The sequence below is a fragment of the Pseudoalteromonas sp. Angola-30 genome, from assembly GCF_028599215.1.
In the GTDB taxonomy this organism is placed as follows: Bacteria; Pseudomonadota; Gammaproteobacteria; order Enterobacterales; family Alteromonadaceae; genus Pseudoalteromonas; species Pseudoalteromonas atlantica.
This window is the reverse complement of record NZ_JAQREI010000001.1, coordinates 317,137-338,012: the sequence shown is the minus strand read 5'-3', so window position 1 is coordinate 338,012 and position 20,876 is coordinate 317,137. Positions and strand designations below refer to the sequence as shown.

Annotated in this window: 16 protein-coding genes and 1 pseudogene; 8 read left to right on the top strand and 9 right to left on the bottom strand. The window is 40.9% G+C overall.

The window, feature by feature from the left end:
- The first annotated feature begins 1 nt into the window (after position 1).
- From guaD to puuE, 3 genes are read left to right on the top strand one after another with little or no spacing between them, the layout of a single operon-like run.
- Entirely contained in the window at positions 2-1,366 is a 1,365-nt protein-coding gene (guaD, locus tag PSH54_RS01540) for a guanine deaminase (protein ID WP_273605291.1), read from the top strand.
- A 4-nt stretch (positions 1,367-1,370) separates the two neighbouring features.
- On the top strand, positions 1,371-2,576 hold the full coding sequence (locus PSH54_RS01535) for a urate hydroxylase PuuD (protein WP_273605290.1): 1,206 nt from the start codon (positions 1,371-1,373) through the stop codon (positions 2,574-2,576).
- Position 2,577: 1 nt separating this feature from the next.
- The gene (gene puuE, locus PSH54_RS01530; RefSeq protein ID WP_004587051.1) at positions 2,578-3,516 is read left to right on the top strand and encodes an allantoinase PuuE; all 939 of its coding nucleotides are present in this window, start codon (positions 2,578-2,580) and stop codon (positions 3,514-3,516) included.
- A gap of 254 nt (positions 3,517-3,770) precedes the next feature.
- Here puuE and PSH54_RS01525 read toward each other — a convergent pair whose 3' ends face one another.
- Entirely contained in the window at positions 3,771-6,272 is a 2,502-nt protein-coding gene (locus PSH54_RS01525) for a S8 family serine peptidase (protein WP_273605289.1), read from the bottom strand.
- Between the two features lie 571 nt (positions 6,273-6,843).
- On the opposite strand from PSH54_RS01525, the gene PSH54_RS01520 reads away from it, so the two are divergent.
- Genes PSH54_RS01520 through PSH54_RS01505 form a run of 4 tightly spaced genes read left to right on the top strand, consistent with a single transcriptional unit; the run spans position 6,844 to position 9,970 of the window.
- Entirely contained in the window at positions 6,844-8,346 is a 1,503-nt protein-coding gene (locus tag PSH54_RS01520) for a curlin (RefSeq protein WP_273605288.1), read from the top strand.
- Between the two features lie 37 nt (positions 8,347-8,383).
- Entirely contained in the window at positions 8,384-8,782 is a 399-nt protein-coding gene (locus PSH54_RS01515) for a curli production assembly/transport protein CsgE (RefSeq protein ID WP_064387109.1), read from the top strand.
- A complete protein-coding gene (locus PSH54_RS01510) occupies positions 8,772-9,197 on the top strand; it encodes a curli assembly protein CsgF (RefSeq protein ID WP_004587047.1) in 426 nt (141 codons plus the stop codon). The genes PSH54_RS01515 and PSH54_RS01510 overlap by 11 nt, the downstream gene beginning before the upstream one ends.
- Complete coding sequence (locus tag PSH54_RS01505) at positions 9,197-9,970, top strand: CsgG/HfaB family protein (protein WP_273605287.1); 774 nt, start codon at positions 9,197-9,199, stop codon at positions 9,968-9,970. The genes PSH54_RS01510 and PSH54_RS01505 overlap by 1 nt, the downstream gene beginning before the upstream one ends.
- Positions 9,971-10,100: 130 nt before the next feature.
- Here PSH54_RS01505 and PSH54_RS01500 read toward each other — a convergent pair whose 3' ends face one another.
- From PSH54_RS01500 to PSH54_RS01485, 4 genes and pseudogenes are all read right to left on the bottom strand, one after another.
- Positions 10,101-10,790: a response regulator transcription factor gene (locus PSH54_RS01500; RefSeq protein WP_096042767.1), complete on the bottom strand. Its 690-nt coding sequence runs from the start codon at positions 10,788-10,790 to the stop codon at positions 10,101-10,103.
- A 172-nt stretch (positions 10,791-10,962) separates the two neighbouring features.
- A complete protein-coding gene (locus PSH54_RS01495; protein WP_273605286.1) occupies positions 10,963-12,465 on the bottom strand; it encodes a trehalase family glycosidase in 1,503 nt (500 codons plus the stop codon).
- A gap of 16 nt (positions 12,466-12,481) precedes the next feature.
- Positions 12,482-13,720, bottom strand: a complete 1,239-nt coding sequence (locus PSH54_RS01490) for an MFS transporter (RefSeq protein ID WP_029773635.1) — start codon at positions 13,718-13,720, stop codon at positions 12,482-12,484.
- 164 nt (positions 13,721-13,884) lie between these two features.
- Positions 13,885-14,895 (bottom strand): annotated as a pseudogene (locus PSH54_RS01485) (LacI family DNA-binding transcriptional regulator); the annotation flags it as partial.
- A gap of 279 nt (positions 14,896-15,174) precedes the next feature.
- Here PSH54_RS01485 and PSH54_RS01480 point away from each other — a divergent pair.
- Positions 15,175-17,424 (top strand): TonB-dependent receptor, encoded by a 2,250-nt coding sequence (locus PSH54_RS01480; protein ID WP_273605285.1) that lies wholly within the window; start codon positions 15,175-15,177, stop codon positions 17,422-17,424.
- Positions 17,425-17,457: 33 nt separating this feature from the next.
- Here PSH54_RS01480 and PSH54_RS01475 read toward each other — a convergent pair whose 3' ends face one another.
- The 4 genes from PSH54_RS01475 to PSH54_RS01460 form a co-directional block, all read right to left on the bottom strand.
- A complete protein-coding gene (locus PSH54_RS01475; RefSeq protein WP_054981684.1) occupies positions 17,458-17,979 on the bottom strand; it encodes a hypothetical protein in 522 nt (173 codons plus the stop codon).
- A 58-nt stretch (positions 17,980-18,037) separates the two neighbouring features.
- On the bottom strand, positions 18,038-19,588 hold the full coding sequence (locus PSH54_RS01470) for an EAL domain-containing protein (RefSeq protein ID WP_273605284.1): 1,551 nt from the start codon (positions 19,586-19,588) through the stop codon (positions 18,038-18,040).
- A 126-nt stretch (positions 19,589-19,714) separates the two neighbouring features.
- Positions 19,715-20,338, bottom strand: a complete 624-nt coding sequence (locus tag PSH54_RS01465) for a GDSL-type esterase/lipase family protein (protein ID WP_036963643.1) — start codon at positions 20,336-20,338, stop codon at positions 19,715-19,717.
- Positions 20,338-20,850, bottom strand: coding sequence for a DsrE family protein (locus PSH54_RS01460; protein WP_273605283.1), 513 nt, complete (start codon positions 20,848-20,850; stop codon positions 20,338-20,340). The genes PSH54_RS01465 and PSH54_RS01460 overlap by 1 nt, the downstream gene beginning before the upstream one ends.
- Between the last annotated feature and the right edge of the window lie 26 nt (positions 20,851-20,876).

The window sequence follows — 20,876 nt, the reverse complement described above, 5'->3', positions numbered from 1 at the left end:
TATGAGCACCCACAACAATAATAAAATGACCGTAATGTGTGCCAACATACTCGACTTTGTTGACGACCCCGCCATAGCAGGCGAAAGCGCCCATCGCTATTTTGAAAAAGGCGCGTTAGTTATTCAAAACGGCAAAGTGGTTAACCTTGGTTACGAGCAAGACATACTGCCAAGCATTGATAAGTCAGCCACTATTATTCGCCACGATGGTAAATTAGTAATGCCCGGCATGATAGACACGCACATACATTTGCCGCAAACCGAAATGGTCGGCGCGTATGGCGAGCAGCTTTTAAGCTGGCTTACCGAATACGCCTTCCCCACTGAAAAAAAGTTTACCTGTGAGCATTATTCAAAAGATATATCTAATCGCTTTTTAGATGAGCTACTGCGTAATGGCACCACTACCGCATTGGTATTTGGCACTGTGCACCCGCAATCGGTAGATGCGTTTTTTAACGAATCTCAAAAACGTAATTTACGCATGATTGCCGGTAAGGTAATGATGGACAGAAACTGCCCAGATGACTTATCAGATTGCGCGCAAACCAGTTATGAACAATCAAAAGCACTTATAGAAAAATGGCACAATGTTGATAGGTTAAGCTATGCAGTAACGCCACGTTTTGCGCCCACATCTACCCCAGAGCAACTACAAAAATGTACTCAATTATTAGAAGAATACCCCGACACCTACCTGCATACCCACTTATCTGAAAACAAAGACGAGTGCGAATGGGTAAAAGGGTTATTCCCAGAGGCTGATGATTACCTAGGCGTGTACGAGCAAGCTAAAATGGTGCGTAAACGCTCGGTATTTGCCCATAGCATTCATTTATCTGAGCGCGAGCTGTGCTGCCTTGCCGATAACAACGCGGCTATATCGCACTGCCCTACCTCTAACTTATTTTTAGGCTCGGGCCTTTTAAATTTAAAGAGATGTGAAGAGCATGGAATAAATGTGGGTATGGGTACCGATGTTGGCGCAGGCACAAGTTTTTCTATGCTACAAACAGGTAACGAAGCGTACAAAATTCAGCAGCTACAGGGTCAAAAGTTCTCAGCATTTAAAGGGTTTTATTTAGCCACCCTAGGCGGCGCGCGTGCCCTTGATTTAGAAGGCACCATAGGTAACTTTAATGAAGGCTGCGAGGCCGACTTTATTGTAATGGATTACGCGGCCACCTCCTTTTTAAAGTTCAGAATTGGCCATGCCAAAACCCTTCACGAACAGCTTTTTGCCATGATGATGCTAGGCGACGACCGCTGTATTGAACAAACCTACATTATGGGTAAAAGCGTGTATAAACGCGACCAACAAGCCCAGTTTGCAGCCACACCCACACCCGATTTAGAAGAGGCATAACCCGATGGAAAACTATTTATTTGAGCTTGCTCATTTGGTGTTTAGATACTTTCACGTGGTAGCAGGTATAGCGTGGATAGGCGCCTCATTTTATTTTGTGTGGCTTGATAACAACTTACAAACACCGCCACAATGGAAACAAGATAAAGGCATAAAAGGCGATTTATGGGCTATTCATGGCGGCGGCTTTTACGAAGTGGCTAAGTATCAAAATGGCCCAGAACAAATGCCCTCTACCCTACATTGGTTTAAATGGGAGGCCTACACAACCTGGATCAGCGGCGCGCTGTTATTTACGCTGTTATATTATGTGGGCGCAGATGTGTATTTACTTGATGCCAGTAAAAGTGAGCTCAGTAAGTTTGCAGCTATTGGTGCATCACTTGGTTTTATAGGCTTAGGCTATGGTGTTTATCGGTTATTGTGTAAAAGCCCGCTTGTTGAAAACGGCAAGGCATTTATTGCCCTAGGTGTAGGCTTTTTAGCGTTATGGACGTATGGGGTTGATCAGCTATTTAGTGACCGCGCGGTGTATATTCATGTTGGTGCATTAATTGGTACCTGTATGGCTGGTAATGTATATCACATTATTATGCCTGCACAGCGCTACATGGTAAGCGAAGTAGAAGCTGGGCGCATTCCTGATTCAGCGCCGGGCTTAAAAGCAAAGCAGTGCTCAGTCCATAATAACTACGCCACCCTACCCGTTATTTTTATTATGCTAAGTAACCATTTTTCGTATACCTATAGCCATGAGTTTGGTTGGTTAGTGCTTATTGTTTTTTTTATTATTGGTATGTGGATACGCCACTTTTTTAATTTAAAGCACCAAGGTGTTAATAAGCCTTCAGTACTAATAAGCGGTATTGCCGCGTTTTTTGCGTTAATGCTAGCCATTGCACCGTGGCCAAGTAGTTCTGTAAACGCACAAAATGATCTACAAGCAAGTATAAGCGATGCGCAAGCGTGGGATATTATTAATAAACACTGCACACAGTGCCATAGTGAAACACCTACATCAAAGCTTTTTCAAACCGCGCCGCTCGGCTTTAAGCTCGACTCACTTGCTGATGTAAAAAAAGCCAGTGCACTTATTCATACTCGCGCCGTTATTACCAAAGATATGCCATTAGCTAACATGACAAAAATGACTGATGCAGAGCGTGAAATGCTTGGCACTTGGCTCAGCGCAGTAAAAAAGGAGCAATAACATGAGCGAGCAATTTAAACACTACCCGCGCGATCTTATTGGTTATGGTGCACACACTCCGCATGCCAATTGGCCTAATAAAGCCCGTATAGCCGTGCAAGTAGTATTAAATTACGAAGAAGGCGGTGAAAACTGTGTACTGCATGGTGATGCAGCAGCCGAAACGTTTTTATCTGAAATAGTCAGCGCTCCCCATGTAGAAGACCGCCACATAAGCATGGAGTCTATTTACGAATATGGCTCGCGCGCAGGCGTGTGGCGCTTACTTAAACTCTTTAAAAAATACGATATACCGGTCACCATTTTTGCTGTGGCAATGGCCCTTGAGCGCCACCCCGATGTAGCTAAAGCCTTTGTTGAAGCTGGGCACGAAATTGCAAGCCACGGCCTGCGCTGGATTAATTATCAACATATAGATAAGCAAACCGAGCGCGAGCACATGCAAAAGGCCATTGAAATCATTCAAACGCTTACCGGTAAAAAGCCCACAGGCTGGTACACCGGGCGCACAAGCCCTAACACAGCAGCCCTTGTGGTAGAAAATGGCTCGTTTTTATATGATGCCGACGATTACAGCGACGACTTACCCTTTTACAGTATTAAAGAAGGTAAGCCACAGCTAATAGTGCCCTATACGCTTGATGTAAACGACATGCGCTTTGCTGCAGTGCAAGGCTTTAATGCCGGCGATCAGTTTTATAATTATTTAAAAGATGCATTCGATACGCTATACGAGGAAGGCGACCCCCAAGGTGAAAACGCCCCTAAAATGATGTCTATAGGGCTGCATTGTCGCTTAATTGGCCGCCCTGGGCGCATTAAAGCCCTTGCACGGTTTTTAGAATATGCTAAATCGCATGAGCAAGTGTGGTTTGCCACGCGCGAGCAAATCGCCGAGCACTGGCTTAAAACTCATCCGTATAATACCAATCCGCAATAGTACTTAATCATTTTCAGGGGCTAAACGTGTCGCTATCTGCGTTAAAAAACTCTCATTTAGAACAACTAAATAGCGAATTTTTTGCCTTGCTATCAACACGTTTATCCATCCTCAAAATAGATCATATAATTATGCGCATTGGTATAATAAAGCCTAGATGTGAACCGTTAAAACTAAACTCTAAGAGCTTATTAGATTTATCGTAAAACAAAAAAAGCCCAGCAGTGCTGGGCTTAAGGTCACTTTAGGAGTAGTTAATTAAATGACACTGTAATGATGTTAGAACATACATTTTCAGTTACACATAATTGGTAATCGTACGATGGTAATGTAGCACCACGTACGTAGTCGCGGTAACGGCCGTTGTCTGATGTGGTATCAACCAGCTCACCGTTACGGTATACGCTTAATGACTCAGCGCCAACACGCTCCCAACTTAAATCTACACGCATAGTATCAAGGCGAGATTTATTAGCGCGTTTAAGGGTAAGCTCAAGCTCTACATCACTTACTACAACCGTTTGCGTTGACGTGCTTGTATTGCCTTCGCTGTCAGTTACGGTTAGTACAACATCGTAATTACCAGAGGCTGCATACACATGCATTGGGTTTTGATCAGATGATGTTGCACCATCACCAAACTCCCAGCTCCACTGTGTAATATCGTTGTTTGCATCCGTACTTGAATCAGTAAAGTTAACGGTTAAACCTTGTGTTTCTACATCAAAACCCGCACGCGGTGGTCGTGGGCTAACTTCACCAATAGCGCTTAATGTAAGAGACCACGTATTAATGGTACCCGTATCGGCTGCTGCGGTATCTTCAACGTGTAGCGTCCAATCACCTGTTGCCACTTCACCGTTAAATGACTCAGACGTAAAGCTTCTCACTATGTCGTCGCTTGAACCACCCACGTTGCTTTGTAGCGTTACTTGCGTGCCTTGTGCTGATACTAGCTTAACCACTAAGTCGCCTGAGTAAGTATGCGTAATATCAACATCCGCTGTTGTACCAAACACAGTTAAATCATCAGGTACATTAATTACTGATACGGCGCCCACTGGCGAGTTATCAGGAATATCAACACTTGCATTACTGCTGTAGGTAAAGTCGTTTAGGCCTACCGGTTGAATCATTAATTTAACTGACTGCTGTTTAACAATTTCATCCGCTGTTGCAGTAACGGTTAGCTCGTATTCACCCCACTGTGTATCAGTGTCGGTTTCAACGTTAAGCATTACTTCATCACCAGGGCGAGCCGTGCTAGCCGACAAATAAGCGCCGCTTAATGTTGATGATAGTTCAAGCGTTACTTCTTCATCCCACTGGGCAATTGAGCCAATGGTAAATGTGTAATTTGTAGCTTGGCCCGCTACAATTTGTTGCGTAAGTGGATCGGCTGAAATTTTAAAGCCAGGTGTAGGATCTGCATCAATAAGTGCTTGGTTAACATTAAGACGCGTACCTGCCACCGTTACACCTTGCAGTGCAGTGTTGGCATCGCCAGAGCTCATTAGTAATTCTTTAAGCTCTTGCGTGTTAAGTTCTGGGTTAATAGATAGCACTAATGCTGCAGCGCCAGCTACATGAGGAGTCGCCATTGATGTGCCTGAGTAAGACGCATAGCTCTCACCTGGTGTAGTAGATAAAATTGCGCTACCAGGGGCGCCCATATCAACGCTAGTTAAACCATAATGCGAAAACCACGAAATATTATCGGTTTGATCCGTACTTGCTACAGATAACACGCTCGCGTTTTCGTAGTTAGAAGGATAATGCGGGTTTACATCGTTATCTATGGTGTCGTTGCCCGCTGCCGCTACAAACAGTAAATCGGCTGCTTCGCTTGAGGCAATTGCATCGGCTAATGCTTGGCTATAACCGCCACCGCCCCAGCTATTATTTAAAACACGTAAGTTAACACCGGCATTTTTAAGTCCTACCATGTAATCAATACACTTAATTGCATCTGATGTTGAGCCATTACCTGCAGCATCTAAAAACTTACACCCTACCAGCGATACTTCGTGGTTAACGCCTACAACACCTGTTGCGTTATTACCGCTTGCGCCTATGGTGCCCGATACGTGAGTACCATGGCCTTCATCATCCATAGGGTCACCACTGTTGGTAATTGCATTAATACCGTGCACGTCATCTACAAAGCCGTTACCGTCATTATCGATGCCATCTCCAGGCACTTCACTGCTATTAACCCACATATTGCTAGCTAAATCGCTGTGGCTATAGTCAATACCGGTATCAATTACACCTACCACAACATCGCGGCTACCTGTCGAAATATCCCATGCTTCTACTGCATCAATATCAGCATCGGCAGTACCGCCTGTTTGGCCGTCGTTATTTAAACCCCATAACTCATCAAAGCGCGGATCATCAGGCGTTTGAGCAATGCTTACTTGGTAATCAGGCTCAGCATATTCAATCGCTTGGTGAGATTTTAAGCGCGCAATGGCTTCTTTAGTACTCATGCCCGAAATTTTAAACTTAGCTAACCGCCCAGAAAGTAAAGACTTATAGTTATCATCAATTTCATCAGCGTTTACATCTGAAATTTTTGCTTTAACTAACGAACGCGCTTGTTTACGCATTTGTGCTGATGCATTTTTTTTGTATTTAACAATTACTGCATCACTACTTGCTACAACAGGGTGTTTAACACCTGCATCAGGTAGTTTTGCAGCAGCTAAACACGGGAGTAAAGCAAGAGTGATAATAGATAATTTTGTTTTCATTGTTCTATCCATAGTTGGTTTAACTTAGCCGTACTAAGTAAGTTTACTTACAACTTCAAATACAAGAGGATCACGTGGCATAGAACTAGAAAACTAATAAATATGGATTTACACAAGTCAAAAAATAACAAACAACTAAAAATCAACATTTTTAACCAGACTGATTAACAAAAAAACATACAACACAGTCATTTTTATGAAATACCGCCCGCCATTTTTACCTTTTTAAGGACCAAACATTTTTACTAGTTTTCCTTCCCAGTTTTGTTCCTATATAGATACTTTTTTATAACTCGATGAAATACATAAAAAATAAAATTGGTAAAAAAAGATGATTTAAGTCCTTCGCCGGGGAGAATACAGTGAAGGTGTTCTTACAAAAAAGTTTAGCCACTTTATGTTTAATAAAAATGACAGGCTTAAACTTAGCATTTGTAATAACAAACGATTTACAAAATCAAATTAACAGTGGATCACACCATTATTTCAGCACGGCATGCTGAGCGAAAATATCTTATTAAAATTTATAACACTTAAGGTATTTGATTTTACTATTTCAAGGAGAATAATAATGAAGTTGAATAAAACACTTTTAAGCTGCGCTGTTGCATTAGCAGTCGGTACCAGCTTTGCATCACACGCAGATACACAAAACAAATCAGTGTCTAGCTCGCAACTAAGTACACAGGTATCTACAGAGAGTCTAGAAAACAGCTTAACTCTCAGCCAAACTTCAAATGAAAATAACGCGTTTCTTTATCAAGAAGGCGACAGCAACACCATGCTTGTGACCACCACAGGTAACAATAACGACACTGAAGTTGTGCAAAGCCAATTTGGTAATTATGCCGAAGTAACAACAACTGGCGATAACAACACGCAAGTGTACTCGCAAGATGGCGTTGCTAATGGGTTTATTTCTGAGGTAACAGGTAACAACAACATGTTATTTGTTAGCCAATTTGGCCAAGGCTTTTTCGTAAATAACGAAGCGATTAACATCGTAACCGGTGATGACAACCTTATTGATGTAGAGCAAGGTAGCGGCGGCCACTGGTTCTACAACATGGATATGCAAGGTAATGCAAATGAAATCATGTCTTTACAACAGGGTGAATGGCATGAAGCAGAAATCACTATGCTTTCAGGCGATGAAAATACACTTGATTTACTTCAAGACGGCTACTGGGATACCTTTAAAGTAAGTAGCTTACAAGGTAATGAAAATGAACTTGAAGTTGAACAAAACGGCGACCGTAACGCTGTAGCATTTAGTTCAATTTCTGGTGATGCAAATGAAATTGAAATTGAGCAAGATGGCTTAACAAATGCAGTAACGTTTGCAGCTGTTGTTGGCGATGATAACCAAATAGATTTAGATCAAGAAGGTTCATTAAATACAATTGAATCAAACTTATTTGAAGGCGCAAATAACGAAGTGACAGCAACGCAAGTTGGCGCTGAAAACTTAATGACAGCCGATTTAATTGGCGATAACAACGAGCTAACTTCACTACAAAACGGTGACTTTAACGAATCTTACATGGGTGTAATTGGCTCTGATAATGAGTTTTCAACCTCTCAAGTTGGCGACTTAAACTCTGTTCACCTTGCTAACTTTAACGGCACAGATAACGATGTAGATTTAGTTCAATCTGGTGATGAAAACGTGATGCTGGTGCAATCGTCGTACCCTGATGTATCGCTTACATCAAACAATAACGATATTGATATTGCCCAAAGTGGTGCTCAAAACGAGGCAGTTGTTACGCTTGCGGGTATTTTAGATAGTAACGATAACCAAATCGATATTGCGCAAGATGGCATGTTAAACCTAGTCGATATGATGGTTGAAGGTAGTAGCCACAGTATAGATATTTCACAAGAAGGTGAAGGTAACTGGGTAAGCGGCGTTGAGCAGTCAGCCTTTTTAGTGGGCGGTGAAAACGTATCGTTTACAGTTACTCAAGTAGGTAACGATAACCTTGTTGAAGGCTCAGTAATTGGCTACGACAGCACGGTTTCTGTTACGCAAATTGGTGATGGCAATACAGCAACAATTACGCAAATGTAATTATTGAGGTGGGGAGGTTAACCCTCCCCATTTTATTATGAAAAAAAATTTTCACTTACGTTACTACCTACTGAGTTTTTTTCTGTTTTTTTCTTCGCTAAGCAATGCTGCGCAAGAACTAGAAATAGATGGCTTACTGCTTGATAGAAGCATTAGTCGTTTTGGCCATCAATTTTATTACGAATTTTCAAATTACTGGCGAGATCTCCCTTCAACCGCTGGTTTTAATATAGAAATAAGAGAAACAGTAATACCAAAAGCTGGCACAAAGCTTTCGCTAATTATGAATAACCAACTCGTGTATGTAACCTATTTAGGACGTAGATTAGCGCCCCTCGACGAACGCGTTGAGCAAGCTGTTTACACTGTAATAGACGCGATGGCACGCTCAAATATGGCAACATCGTCACCCGATATGGCAGTAAATGGATGGTAAAATGAAAAAAATAGCACTTATAATAATAACAACACTTAGTTTTTCAGCCTCGGCAACTGAAATTATTTATACCCCAATCAACCCAAGCTTTGGTGGTAACCCACTCAATGCCACGATGCTGCTTAGTAAAGCGCAAGCGCAAAACAAACACAAAGCCCCAACCATCGAAAAAGGCTACGCCGAGCAATTTCAAGACTCATTAGAGCGCACGTATTTAAACCGCATGGTAAGAGAAATTACCGATATGGCGTTTGGTGAAGAAATTGAAGACAGCCTATTTGACCAAGACTCAATATTTATGAGTGGCGATTATCAAATAGAAGTCATCACCAGCACAACCGACACTATTACAGTAAAAATAACCAATATATTAGATGACTCTGTCGTGATCATCGAAGTTCCGAGGTTTGGATAATGCGCAAAATACTCATAACAATAACTCTATTAGCCATAACTGGTTGTTCAAGTATGGGAAACTTAATACCTCCCTCACAGCAACTCGCCACCACACTAGAACCCACTGAAATATTTAGTGATTTAAAAAACTTACCTAAACCTGTAGGCAGTATCCCTGTGTCTGTGTATTCGTTTAGAGATCAAACAGGCCAATACAAACCGCAAACTAATGTTAGCTCGTTTTCAACGGCAGTAACGCAAGGCGCTAACTCTATTTTAGTGCAAGCACTGCACGAGTCTGATTGGTTTACACCGGTTGAACGAGAAGGCTTACAAAATATTTTAACAGAGCGAAAAATTATTCGTGCTGGCCAATCTGATAACCCTAACCAACCAGATTTACCGCCCCTAACAACCGCTAAAATAATTTTAGAAGGCGGTATTATTAGCTACGATACCAATGTAAAAACAGGCGGTTTAGGAATGGAATACTTTGGTATTGGCGCCTCTGAGTTATATCGTGAAGATGCAATATCTATATATTTACGCGCAGTTGATGTTCGCACCGGCCAAGTATTACTTAGCGTAGCCACCAGCAAAAAAGTACTTAGCCAAGAAATGCGTGCAGGATTTTTTAGGTACGTAAGCTACAAACGCTTAGCCGAAGCCGAAGCCGGCTTTAGTGATAACGAACCGATGAGCATATGTGTAACCCAAGCCATTGAAAAAGCACTCACAGACTTAATTACAAAAGGAATTGATAAAGGGTTGTGGGCACAAAAAGCAGCGTAATACCAATGCGCAATAAAACTTAATTAAGCGAATTAGTATAAGGCTATAATTTAAAAACAAAAAAGGCTACATGACGTAGCCTTTTTTATATGAGTGTATACAACAATCGTGTTTTAAAAAATTGCTATAACTACTTAGCCATAGGTAATAAAACCGATATGTAACGCTGAGCCCAATTTGCTAATTCAACACGGTTACGAGAATTGGTTTTTTTAAAGGCACTGTACAAATGCGTTTTAACGGTGTGGTCACTTATATTAAGTTTATCGGCAATGGCGTTATTGCTCGCCCCTTGAGCAATTAAGTGAATAACCGATTTTTCACGTTTAGTAAGGTGCGCATAATCCCCTTTTTTAAGGGTGATATCTTCTTGTAGGCTATTAAACGAAGAGGCAACCGAGAGAATATCTGAAAACGCTTTTGATATAACCTTTCGCGTAAACCATAACTCGCCTGAGGTTATTCTAACTAGCCCTTTAAAAATAGTTTCTGGTGCATCTGATTTATAAAACACACCATTAAAATGATTTAACAGTAGGTTTTTTTCGCACACGGCATTGGGCTCTACATTAAATAAGACAACTTTGTGCTTTTTAGCGAGGCAAATTAAGTCGGCAGGCAGTAAATCTAACCAGTTATTTTTAGCGCCATCAATTAAAAATAAATCAAACTTGTCCCTTTTCTCGTTTTTAGGGATCACGTCGTCCATTTTAATATCGCCAAAAATGGCTTGCATGGTTTTTAATATAGTTGTGTAGCTTTCACAGTGAAAAGAAGATTGAAACGTGGTTTTTACAAAAACGGCGTGTGGTTGTAGCATAGATTTCTTCCTTGAAATGTTTACACCACATTACCGAATTTATTAACAACTTACAATGCGCCCTTGGTATTATTCATATACGGCATAAAACAATCACCAATTATATTTAGCTAATAGTTACAATAACTTAATGATAATGAATGAATTATTTTCATATAAAATACTGCTCTGATCAGTCCTCACATAACGTATAAAAGCGTGAGGTAACCCCGTTAGTCCAGCCAAAACCTTGCTGTACTACGTATTCTCCGCCCCCTGCTTTTAATTGAGGCACGCACACATTGTATTTTTCTAGTAGGCACTGATTAACAGAAAAGTCGTTTTCTACCATTGTTAGCCAGTTTTGCATTATACGTTTACTAAGATCACTAAAACCGTAATTATCAAGCCCTTTAACAGCAAACCACTGCAGCGGAGCCCACCCATTAGGGCTATCCCATTGCTGTGATGTAGAGGTAACGGTAGTAACTATGCCGCCGGCCTTTAAAAAGTCGCTGCTTAGTCGCTCGGCAATATGTTGAGCTTGTTGCTCAGACGCTAAGTTAAAAAATAATGCAGTACTTGCGGCAGCGCTTAACACCTTAGATTGACTCGCTTTGTGATGATTATAATCAACAAAAAAGTGTTGTTGCTCACTCCACATGTATTTATTAATCAGTGTGCGGCGAGCTGCTGCGTAGTCGCTAAATAAATCGGCTTGTTGGTTATTACCTAGCAGCTTATTAAACTTACTAAGCTGTTTTTCTAGGTTATAAAGCAAACAATTAAGATCAATGGGTAATATATCGGTTGTTTGTATAGAGCTAAGTGAATTAGGCTCAGCTAGCCAGCGAGAACTAAAGTCCCAGCCAGATTCACATGCAGCACGTATATGTCGATAAAAGTCGGGCTTTTTATGCTCAGCTAAGCCCTCTGCGAGTGCCAGATCTTCTCTCAGGGATTCTGCCCTAGGGGCTGCTTCATCGTCCCAATAACGATTTAACTTGCCACCGCATGGCATTTTTACAACTCGCCTTAGTGCCGTTTTCTCGTTCGTAAGCTCTTCTGCGCCTTGCATCCAAAACGCATACTCTTTTTCAAGCGCATTAACACATTTTTCAAGCCATGCTACATTATTGGTTTTACTGTGCTCGTGCTGCCATAGCAATTCAACCATAAGCGCTAAAATAGGTGGCTGTGAACGCGATAAGTAGTAACTGCGATTGCCATTTGGAATACACCCATAATCGTTTATAAGGTCGATAAAGTTTTGCAGCATATCTTCAACAATTTCAGGTTTATTAGCATCAATTAAGCCGAGCGCTGTAAAGTAGCTATCCCAGTAGTATATTTCCTGAAAACGCCCACCAGGCACAATGTAGCTATGCTTTAATGCTAATAAAGAATCGGCTTTAGGTTTATCAGCCGCTCGTCTCAAACCATGCCACAAAGAGTTAATATAGTGCTTAACGCTTGCGGTATCTGGCTCACTTTGCATACGTAGTAAGGGGGTCGTAATAAAGTGAGCATTTACAAACTCTTTTAATTGGGCTTGATTAAGCGGTGCTACTTGCTCATAGTTTTTACACGCACTTTGCCAGCTGGTTCGTGCAGTTGCATCTGCAAATGTTTTACAGTCATCAAAAATATGTTGGGTCTGTACATCTTTAAATAACTGGCTCTCAAAAAAATTCATAACAATCCTAAATCAATTATATGCTGGCAGCGTGCTGAGAAATGGCGCGGGTGCGCTGTTTAAAAATAATCACGCTTATAAAAATTAAGCTAATGGGAATTAACGACAGGTAAAATGCGTGCTGACCACTAAAATGCTCAAATACGTAGCCTGTGATCATTGAACCAGTTGTGCCTCCAAGTGCTGAAAACACAACGATTAATCCTGTCATGGCTGCATGTTGGTGCTTTTCTAACGCGCTGAGCATTACCGAATTTAACACTGGATAAATTGGCGCCATAAAAAAACCAATGAGGGGCAAAACAAATGCAGCCAGTGGTGCATCAAATAGGCTAGTGATTGCTGTATTAGGCAGGTTTTCAGTTAGGGGTAACGTTACAATAATAAGTAACGCCATGGCGACTAAGCATCCGCACAGTACAAAAAACCAATTAATGTGCTTAAGCACCTGCCCCGCAACTAAACGGCCAAACGCTAACGCCGCAGCAAAAATACTCGCTAACTGAATACTTATAGCCACAGGCAGTTGTAAAACTTGGTTATTAAAGGTTGGCAGCCAAGTACCTACGCCTTGTTCAATAAGGACATATAAAAATGCACTTATAATAAAAATAAGCACCAAGGGCTGATACGTTAATTTAAGCATGGCTATAAAGTCACTCAAACTAGAGTCAGTTTTATTTTTATCAATTGCAGGCGCAATCGGTGCAATAACAACACTTAGTAATACAATTAAAGTAAGCGCTGCCAACGCGTAATAAACATTGAGCCACGCATTGTTTTGGCTTGGGTCTATAAAGGCGGTAAAAATCCAATAACCACTTAATACACCCACCATAAAAATGCCTTCGATGGTGTTTAAAAGTGACGAGTGACTATTAGCATCTTCGGTTACTTGGCCAATAATCGAATAAACAGAAACTTTTACTACCGCAAAGCCACAGCCTATCACTGCAAATAGCACTTTAAACATATAAAATTCGCTGATCAGTGCGGTGCTTAAGCACGCTAATGCAACGACCGCTAAAGCCCCTAACATTGCGAGCTTATACCCTAACCTAGGAATGAACGAGGCAACAACAAAAGACATTATCGCAATTGATAAGTCTTTAAAGCCTTCCAAAACAGACGCCTCAGTTTTGCTAACGCCCAATGTATTTATTGCCTGCAAAATGACTGTTCCTACGCTATTTAATAATATTGCGAAAATAAAATAGCTTGCAGCAATTGCTAGTGTGATTTTTGTTTTACTCATAGCTTGCCTTACTTATAACGCAGTGCGCCATAACGATTAAAGCTAACACCTTTGGGTAATTAGCGTGTGTGTTTGTGTCAGTGAACGTTGAGTTTAGTGTAGAATAAAAATCAATGCAATCGTTTGCATTTTAAGTTTTAAAATTTGTATCTACCATTCATAAATCAGCGTTTACTCGATTGGCGAGTTATTAATTCTATATCAATAACTTGAGATTCAACTTTTTGACCCATAAATTGTTGCATAAGCTTTTTAACTAAAAGTTCAGCCGCTAATTGAGTATTTTGTTTAATTGTTGAAAGCGACGGATGGCTAATATCTGCCATTGCTATATCGTCAAAGCCAACCAATGCAACATCGTTAGGGATACTGACATAGCGCTCTTTTAACGCCTTCATTGCACCTAAGGCAACCATGTCGCTACAAGCCATTATTGCATCAAAGTAGAGCCCTTTTTCGCGTAATAGACTATTAATTTCTTGATACGCCGAACTACTCGTAATATCAATAGAAACAACGTGCTGCTCTAGTTTATGCGTAGATAGCGCAGCCACATAACCGCGGTGTCTTTCGCTAATTTCACCGTGCTCTGGGTCGCCTAAAAATAAAATATTTTTTGCACCGTGTTCGATTAAGTGCGCAGTGGCTTGCATTCCACCTAGGTAGTTATCACTGCCTACAATAGGGTAGTTACTGGGTGTTTTAGGGTCTCCCCACACCACCAAAGGGATCCCCGCTTTAGCAGCCGCCTCTATATTGCGCTGATCTTTACCCTGCCCAACCACAATAATACCATCGGCCCTTCGACCATTAATAAAATAATTGGCCCAATCGTGCTGTGCCATTATTGAATTAGACAATAAAAGCTCTAGCCCTTGTTGATTAAGTGCAAGATTAATTTCGCTAACCACTTTAAGTAAAAATGGATCGCTAATCGATTGTTCGGTTTGTTCATCTAAGTTAATGATAACAGCAACAACATTTGTTTTTTGCGTTCGCAAGCGGCTTGCAGCGGTGTTTAAACTAAAATTATGCTCTTTAGCGAGTTGTTTTAATTTATCGCGTGTTTCTTGTTTTATTAACGGGTTGTCATTTAAAGCACGCGAAACCGTAGAGGTAGACACCCCTGCCAGCTTTGCTAAATCAGCTAATTTTATTTTTTTGTTATCCATGAAAACCCTGAGCCGCGTTGTATTAACTAATGTTTAATGTAACTAGCTGACAATATAGCATTATTAATTTTTTCTGGCTTGCCTCACAGGCTAAAAAAGCCATACCTAGGCTTTTACGCTCAATATTTCTACAAATATAATTCATAAATAATTTACAAATAAATATTGCAAACGTTTGCATTAATCTTTAAGGTTTCATCATATACAGCCTGTTTACATAAAAACTTTGTATACAGCGCAGTAAAAAACACACTGTTTAACACACTAAAAACGGGATCACACATGACATTCAATAAAGCAAAAAGTACATTAGCGTGCGCTATAACTTTAGCCTTGAGCTCACACGCCACCTTTGCACAAGAGCAAGCACAAGAAACCAAGGTAGAGCGAATTGTTGTTTCGGGCACACCTACCGGGGTCGGCATCAGAAAAATAGATGCAGGCTACGCTGTTACAAATATTGATAGCCAACAAATTATTAAACTTTCACCTAAAAGCACTGCCGATCTGTTTAAAGCCGTACCTGGGGTTTGGGTAGAAAGCTCAGGGGGTGAATCTGGTGCCAATGTATTTGTACGTGGTTTTCCTGGCGGCGGTGACGCCCCATTTTTAACCCTAAGTATTGAAGGGTCACCCGTTTACCCAGCCCCTACATTATCGTTTTTAGAAAACTCTTCACTTTTTAGAATTGATGAAACGATTGAGACCATGGAGGCTTTACGCGGTGGGCCGAACCCTGTTTTATCAAACGGCCAACCGGGTTTAACAACTAACTTTAGGCTAAAGCGCGGTGGTGAAGACACCGAAGGCTTATTTAAATACACAACATCTGATTACGACCTACAACGAGTAGATGCTGTTATTAGTGGTGAAATTACTGACGATTTATACTTTATGGTTGGCGGCTATGTAAAAAGCTCTCCGGGTATTCGTGATGCAGGTTTTACCTCTGAGAAAGGCAGCCAATTTACCATTAATATCACTAAAGATTTAGATAACGGCGAGCTTAACTTTTACACTCGCCAAACAGATGACCACGGTGCATGGTACTTACCAACCCCCCTTAATATTGAAGGGATTGACGCAGAATATACCCAACTTGGCACGTTAAACCGCCAAGCAACCATTTTTACCGGCCCCGATGCACAAGCACACGATATTGACTTAGGGGATGGCCGAGGCTGGGACGGCCATGTAACAGGCGGTAGCATTAAACTAGAGCTTGATAATGGTTGGCAATTTTCTGACCGCTTTAATATAACTAAAGGGGATGCCAATACATACGGGTTGGTGCCAAGTGGCTCAGCAACCACAGTTGGAGACGTTGCCGATAATGGGCAAACCGCATTTGGTGCAGTAACCAATACAGAGTACGCAAGCGACACCCCAATACAACAACTTGGACGCTGGGTTGTACTTAAAGAAATTAGCTCATTTACAAACGATTTAGCGTTTTCAAAGCAATTTGATGATTTATCAGCCACGTTTGGTTACTACACAGCCAGTACATCGGCAAACGATTGGTGGAGTTTAGGTAATACGGCTTACCACGTACTAGAAGCCGGCGGCGAGTCGCTAACTGGCATTGAGTGTAATCAAAGCACTGATGGCTGCGATTTTAACTACGATATTAGCTCAACAGGTGATGCGCGCACCAATGCGTTTTATGTAACAGCTCAATACAAATTTGCCGATGACTTTACATTAGATGCAGGCGTGCGCCACGAAAGTCATGAAGTAGAATACAGTGTTGATGAAGACCTTGATGGAATTATTACCAAAACAGTTAACTATGATGAAAGTAAAACATCGTGGACCACGGGGATTAACTATTCAATAAACGATGACATGGGTGTATTTGCACGCGTAAACCGTGGTTATAAAATGCCTTACTTTGACGACTTTAGAGATAACTTTAGCGCTTATGAAGGCGGCGAAAAGCTAATTAAAGAAGTAACCCAAGGCGAATTTGGCTACAAGCTTATTTCTGACTCTACAGACTTTTACGCTACCTTGTTTGTTAACGAAGTAAAGGGCGATACATTTGTACGCCGCCCAGGTGTACCTGCAGAAATTTTAACAAACGAAGCGTACGGTGTTGAGCTTGATTATAACTTTAATCATCAGTCGGGTTTTTCGGTTAATTTAAATACCACACTACAAGAAACCGAAATAACGCAAAGCCCAACCAATGAAGGAAATGAATCTCAGCGTCAGCCAAAGTGGCAAGTGCGTATCACACCTAGCTACGACTTTGAGCTACAAGGTATGTATGCCACGTTATATGGCACACTGTCGGCTGTTGATGACCGCTTTGGTAACAACGAAAACACGGTGACTCTTGATGGCTACGAAAAAGTAGACTTAGGCCTAATTTTAGAACCTATGGAAGGCATAAAACTACAACTGGCCATTGATAACTTAACGGATGAGCAAGGTATAACAGAGGGCGACCCACGTAATGCCGATGCCCCAAATGGCCGCTATATTATGCCACGCACTACGCGCTTTAGTGTAAGTTATGCGTTTTAAACACACTTAATACTAAAGGGAGCTTGGCTCCCTTTATTTTATTTTTTCGTTTAGTTTATTAAGCGCCTCTACCGAAAAGCCCCTATCGTAAAAATGTAAAATTTTACCTTTGCTATCTATTAAAACAACGCGAGTATTATTTGGGTTTTTATTACCTGTAAATTTTTGCACAGTGTCACCATCTTCATAAATAGTGATTACCCCGCCCCACAGCTCTTTTGGTATACCCTTGCGCATACCGCTGTCTATAAATGTACTAAACATACGCGGGGCCATACCTGCTATGGTAGGCAGTTCGTAAGTGGGTAATGTAACCCCTGTCATGTCTAAGCCAATTAACCAACGGTCTATGTCAAATTGGCTATCTTGTTTATAGCCAATGAGTAACAAGGTTTTATCGGCTTTAAAATTACTCGGTATGGTTACGCTTTTCTCATCTAGGCTTTGGCCGCTAATGGTAGGAAACTGCTTACCGGTAATTTGCTGATTTGGGTATTGAGCTGAGCACGCACTAAGCATTAACACCATAAATGCGCTGGCTATTATTTTAATCATTTTAAAACCTTACACTGTTATAAATATCATACTAATACGTGTATGAGGTAAAACACGTTTAAACCGTTTGCAATTTTAAATACGCTTTAAACTCTCGAAGTGCCATGGGCTTGGCATATTTCCAGCCTTGGCCATAATGTACGCCAGCTTGTTTTAGTATGGCTTCTTGCTCATTTGTTTCTATGCCTTCTGCTACACAGGTGTAGTTAAACTTACGTACCAACGCCATAATATTAGGGATCATTGATGCCTTTAAGCCTTGTGTTGTTATATCTTGTACAAAAGTGCGGTCAATTTTAAGCTGATGAAAGCTCAAGTTTTGTAGATTTTTTAAGTTAGAGTAACCCGTACCAAAATCATCTATCGATAAATTAAAGCCCGCCTCAACCAGCCTTTTAAAGTGGGTATGGGCAACTGTTGAGTCTAAGTATTCGTCTTCTGTTATTTCTAAACAAATAATAAAGCGCGAATCGGTGAGTGCAGGTATGTCTTTTAAAAGCGCAATATTGCCTGTTTCTACATCGTAGGGAAAAATATTAATAGAAATTTTAAAATTGCGCGGTAATGCCTCAACGCTGGTTAGCTCATAAAGTACTTTTTCAATCATGGCTTGGGTAAAGCGCCACGTTAAATTGGTTTTTCTGATAATAGGAATAAATTGATCAGGAAATAAAACCCCGTATTTATCTTCAAAACGGGCCAACGCCTCACAGCCAACCACTTTACCTGTTTGCAAACAAATAATGGGTTGGTAGGTCCAATAAAATGAGCCTTTTTTAAGGCCTTTGCGCACACGCGTGATAGTTGAGCGCCTAGCCGCTAAGCTATAGTCAATTAACAGTCCACTTGATACACCCGCTAACGAAATTAAAATAAGCGAAATAATCAATAAAAATTGATTATCAGCAAAAAATTGGCTCCACGGAAGTTGTGCGGCTGCGCAGTACCCGGGGTTATTAGTACTGCATTTTATAATTGATTCATAAGGTAAAAATGAGTGATTTTTTACCTGCTCATAAACCCCTTTAGCCCCCGCTAAATGAAACGTCTCGAGCGTGTTTTTATAAAGTACTTCCCACTGAGGAGAAACAATTACTTTATCGTTAAAAGCGCGCGTATCGACTATTAAATTGTAATTACCTTGCCTTACAATTATCACTTCCATTGCTCGGCCACTAAACAAAAGCAAATACAATTGCGGTTCGTACCTTACGCGCACAGGTTTATTATCGTATTTATCAATTCGAATGTAGTCGGGAGGATTATCGGTAATTGTAGCTGCCAGCTTTCCTGCACCGGTGGTGCAAACCAGCTCATTATTTGTAAAAAAGCCAATATCTATCACGTATTGTGCATCAAACAACGCGCGGCGCATTTCTATCAATGTATTGTTATTACATTGTTTAGCGTTTGCGTTATTTAGGCGGGTTAAAATTTTTCTACGTTCTGTTGCGGCAGCATCTATGTGTTGAACAATATAATTTGAATCTCGCGCTAACTGCCTACTTAGCTTTTGTGCAGCAAAGTACATCAGTGTGCTAGCACATATAATAAAAACCACGACACCGCTTAATACTGCAATTAAAGACCTACGTTGATATTGTTTCATAACACCTTTTTAAAGAAGCTGTGTGTGAGTCAGGTGCAATAATAATTGCATATCTGGGCATAAAAGCAATCAAGCTTGTAAAATAATTAAAGCAAATTACGTTTTTAATTTATTGATTTGTTTGCATTATAATTGCAAAACCAGGTGGCTGAGTATATCGCTAAGCTGCTTATGGCCTTGGCTATTTAAATGTATACCATCACTCCCTAGGGGGGCGTTAAGGTGTGATATATCAACGTAATTAAGCGCGTGCTCGTGTGCTACACGTTTAAAGAGAGCGTTTAAGGGTTGTAACTTTTGATTACAATTTAAATAAATACGGCTTAACCCATGCTGAGGGTTAATAAATAAAGGACCAATAACAATTATGTTCGGTAAATTAGCAGGCGAGTAAAATTGTTTAATAGAGCCAATAAAATGCGTAAGGCCGGTGGCTATATCTGTTGGGGCTAAGTTAAAACGCTTTTTTAAATCGTTAGTGCCAAGTGCAATAATGAGCGTGTGTAAAGCGTGTTGCTGCAAATCGGGTTTTAAATAGCGAATACCATTAAGCTCCCCCGTAAAAGGCGGGTTATTCACAAGCGTACGGTTTGGCTGTCCCGACTCTATTACGGTAAAGCCGCTGCCTAGCTGTTGCTGTAACCGCGCCGTCCAACGGGTCTTTTCATCATAGCGCTTACCTGTTTCGGGGTTTAAACCCCACGTATTAGAGTCGCCAAAGCAGAGTATATTTTTTGTTATTTGCGTCATTAAAATGGATTAATCGTATAGCCTTGTTGTTGAAGTTGTGCGTGCGCGGTCATCGCAGAAAGCGACATTTTTACGCCATCAATAAGCAACTCAGGCGTTACTTTAAAATGAGTTGCCGATTGCCCACACACATACACCTGAGTGTTATTAGCAAGTAGCTGCTCAATTAACGCTTGGTTTTTATTGTCATCACTAAAGCGTTTTTTATATTCGCTATTAGCTAACACATCAACACTAGCGCTGCCGTGCACAACTAATGCAAGCTGAATGTTTTTAAGCTTTACACCATGCGCTACATGCATGTTAATAAAACGCGCTAGCGAATTTATTGAATTATTTTGCTCGCCTTTTTTAGCGCCATCGGCGACATCAAATGCTATTTTAAATACCGTAGAGCTATTAATTTTGTCATGCTCGGGTACATTATAATAATTACCAAACCCGTTAATTGGTTGCTCATTAGCATTAATAAACGGGCTAAAAAGCAGCACTAACCCTAGTAAATATTTCATAAAACAATCCTGTGTTTTTAAGCGTA

What these genes read in the sequence shown, in the direction of transcription:
- guaD (WP_273605291.1), top strand. Translation starts at nt 2, where the DNA reads ATGAGCACCCACAACAATAATAAAATGACCGTAATGTGTGCCAACATA.
- PSH54_RS01535 (WP_273605290.1), top strand. Translation starts at nt 1,371, where the DNA reads ATGGAAAACTATTTATTTGAGCTTGCTCATTTGGTGTTTAGATACTTT.
- puuE (WP_004587051.1), top strand. Translation starts at nt 2,578, where the DNA reads ATGAGCGAGCAATTTAAACACTACCCGCGCGATCTTATTGGTTATGGT.
- PSH54_RS01525 (WP_273605289.1), bottom strand. Translation starts at nt 6,272, where the DNA reads ATGAAAACAAAATTATCTATTATCACTCTTGCTTTACTCCCGTGTTTA.
- PSH54_RS01520 (WP_273605288.1), top strand. Translation starts at nt 6,844, where the DNA reads ATGAAGTTGAATAAAACACTTTTAAGCTGCGCTGTTGCATTAGCAGTC.
- PSH54_RS01515 (WP_064387109.1), top strand. Translation starts at nt 8,384, where the DNA reads ATGAAAAAAAATTTTCACTTACGTTACTACCTACTGAGTTTTTTTCTG.
- PSH54_RS01510 (WP_004587047.1), top strand. Translation starts at nt 8,772, where the DNA reads ATGGATGGTAAAATGAAAAAAATAGCACTTATAATAATAACAACACTT.
- PSH54_RS01505 (WP_273605287.1), top strand. Translation starts at nt 9,197, where the DNA reads ATGCGCAAAATACTCATAACAATAACTCTATTAGCCATAACTGGTTGT.
- PSH54_RS01500 (WP_096042767.1), bottom strand. Translation starts at nt 10,790, where the DNA reads ATGCTACAACCACACGCCGTTTTTGTAAAAACCACGTTTCAATCTTCT.
- PSH54_RS01495 (WP_273605286.1), bottom strand. Translation starts at nt 12,465, where the DNA reads ATGAATTTTTTTGAGAGCCAGTTATTTAAAGATGTACAGACCCAACAT.
- PSH54_RS01490 (WP_029773635.1), bottom strand. Translation starts at nt 13,720, where the DNA reads ATGAGTAAAACAAAAATCACACTAGCAATTGCTGCAAGCTATTTTATT.
- PSH54_RS01480 (WP_273605285.1), top strand. Translation starts at nt 15,175, where the DNA reads ATGACATTCAATAAAGCAAAAAGTACATTAGCGTGCGCTATAACTTTA.
- PSH54_RS01475 (WP_054981684.1), bottom strand. Translation starts at nt 17,979, where the DNA reads ATGATTAAAATAATAGCCAGCGCATTTATGGTGTTAATGCTTAGTGCG.
- PSH54_RS01470 (WP_273605284.1), bottom strand. Translation starts at nt 19,588, where the DNA reads ATGAAACAATATCAACGTAGGTCTTTAATTGCAGTATTAAGCGGTGTC.
- PSH54_RS01465 (WP_036963643.1), bottom strand. Translation starts at nt 20,338, where the DNA reads ATGACGCAAATAACAAAAAATATACTCTGCTTTGGCGACTCTAATACG.
- PSH54_RS01460 (WP_273605283.1), bottom strand. Translation starts at nt 20,850, where the DNA reads ATGAAATATTTACTAGGGTTAGTGCTGCTTTTTAGCCCGTTTATTAAT.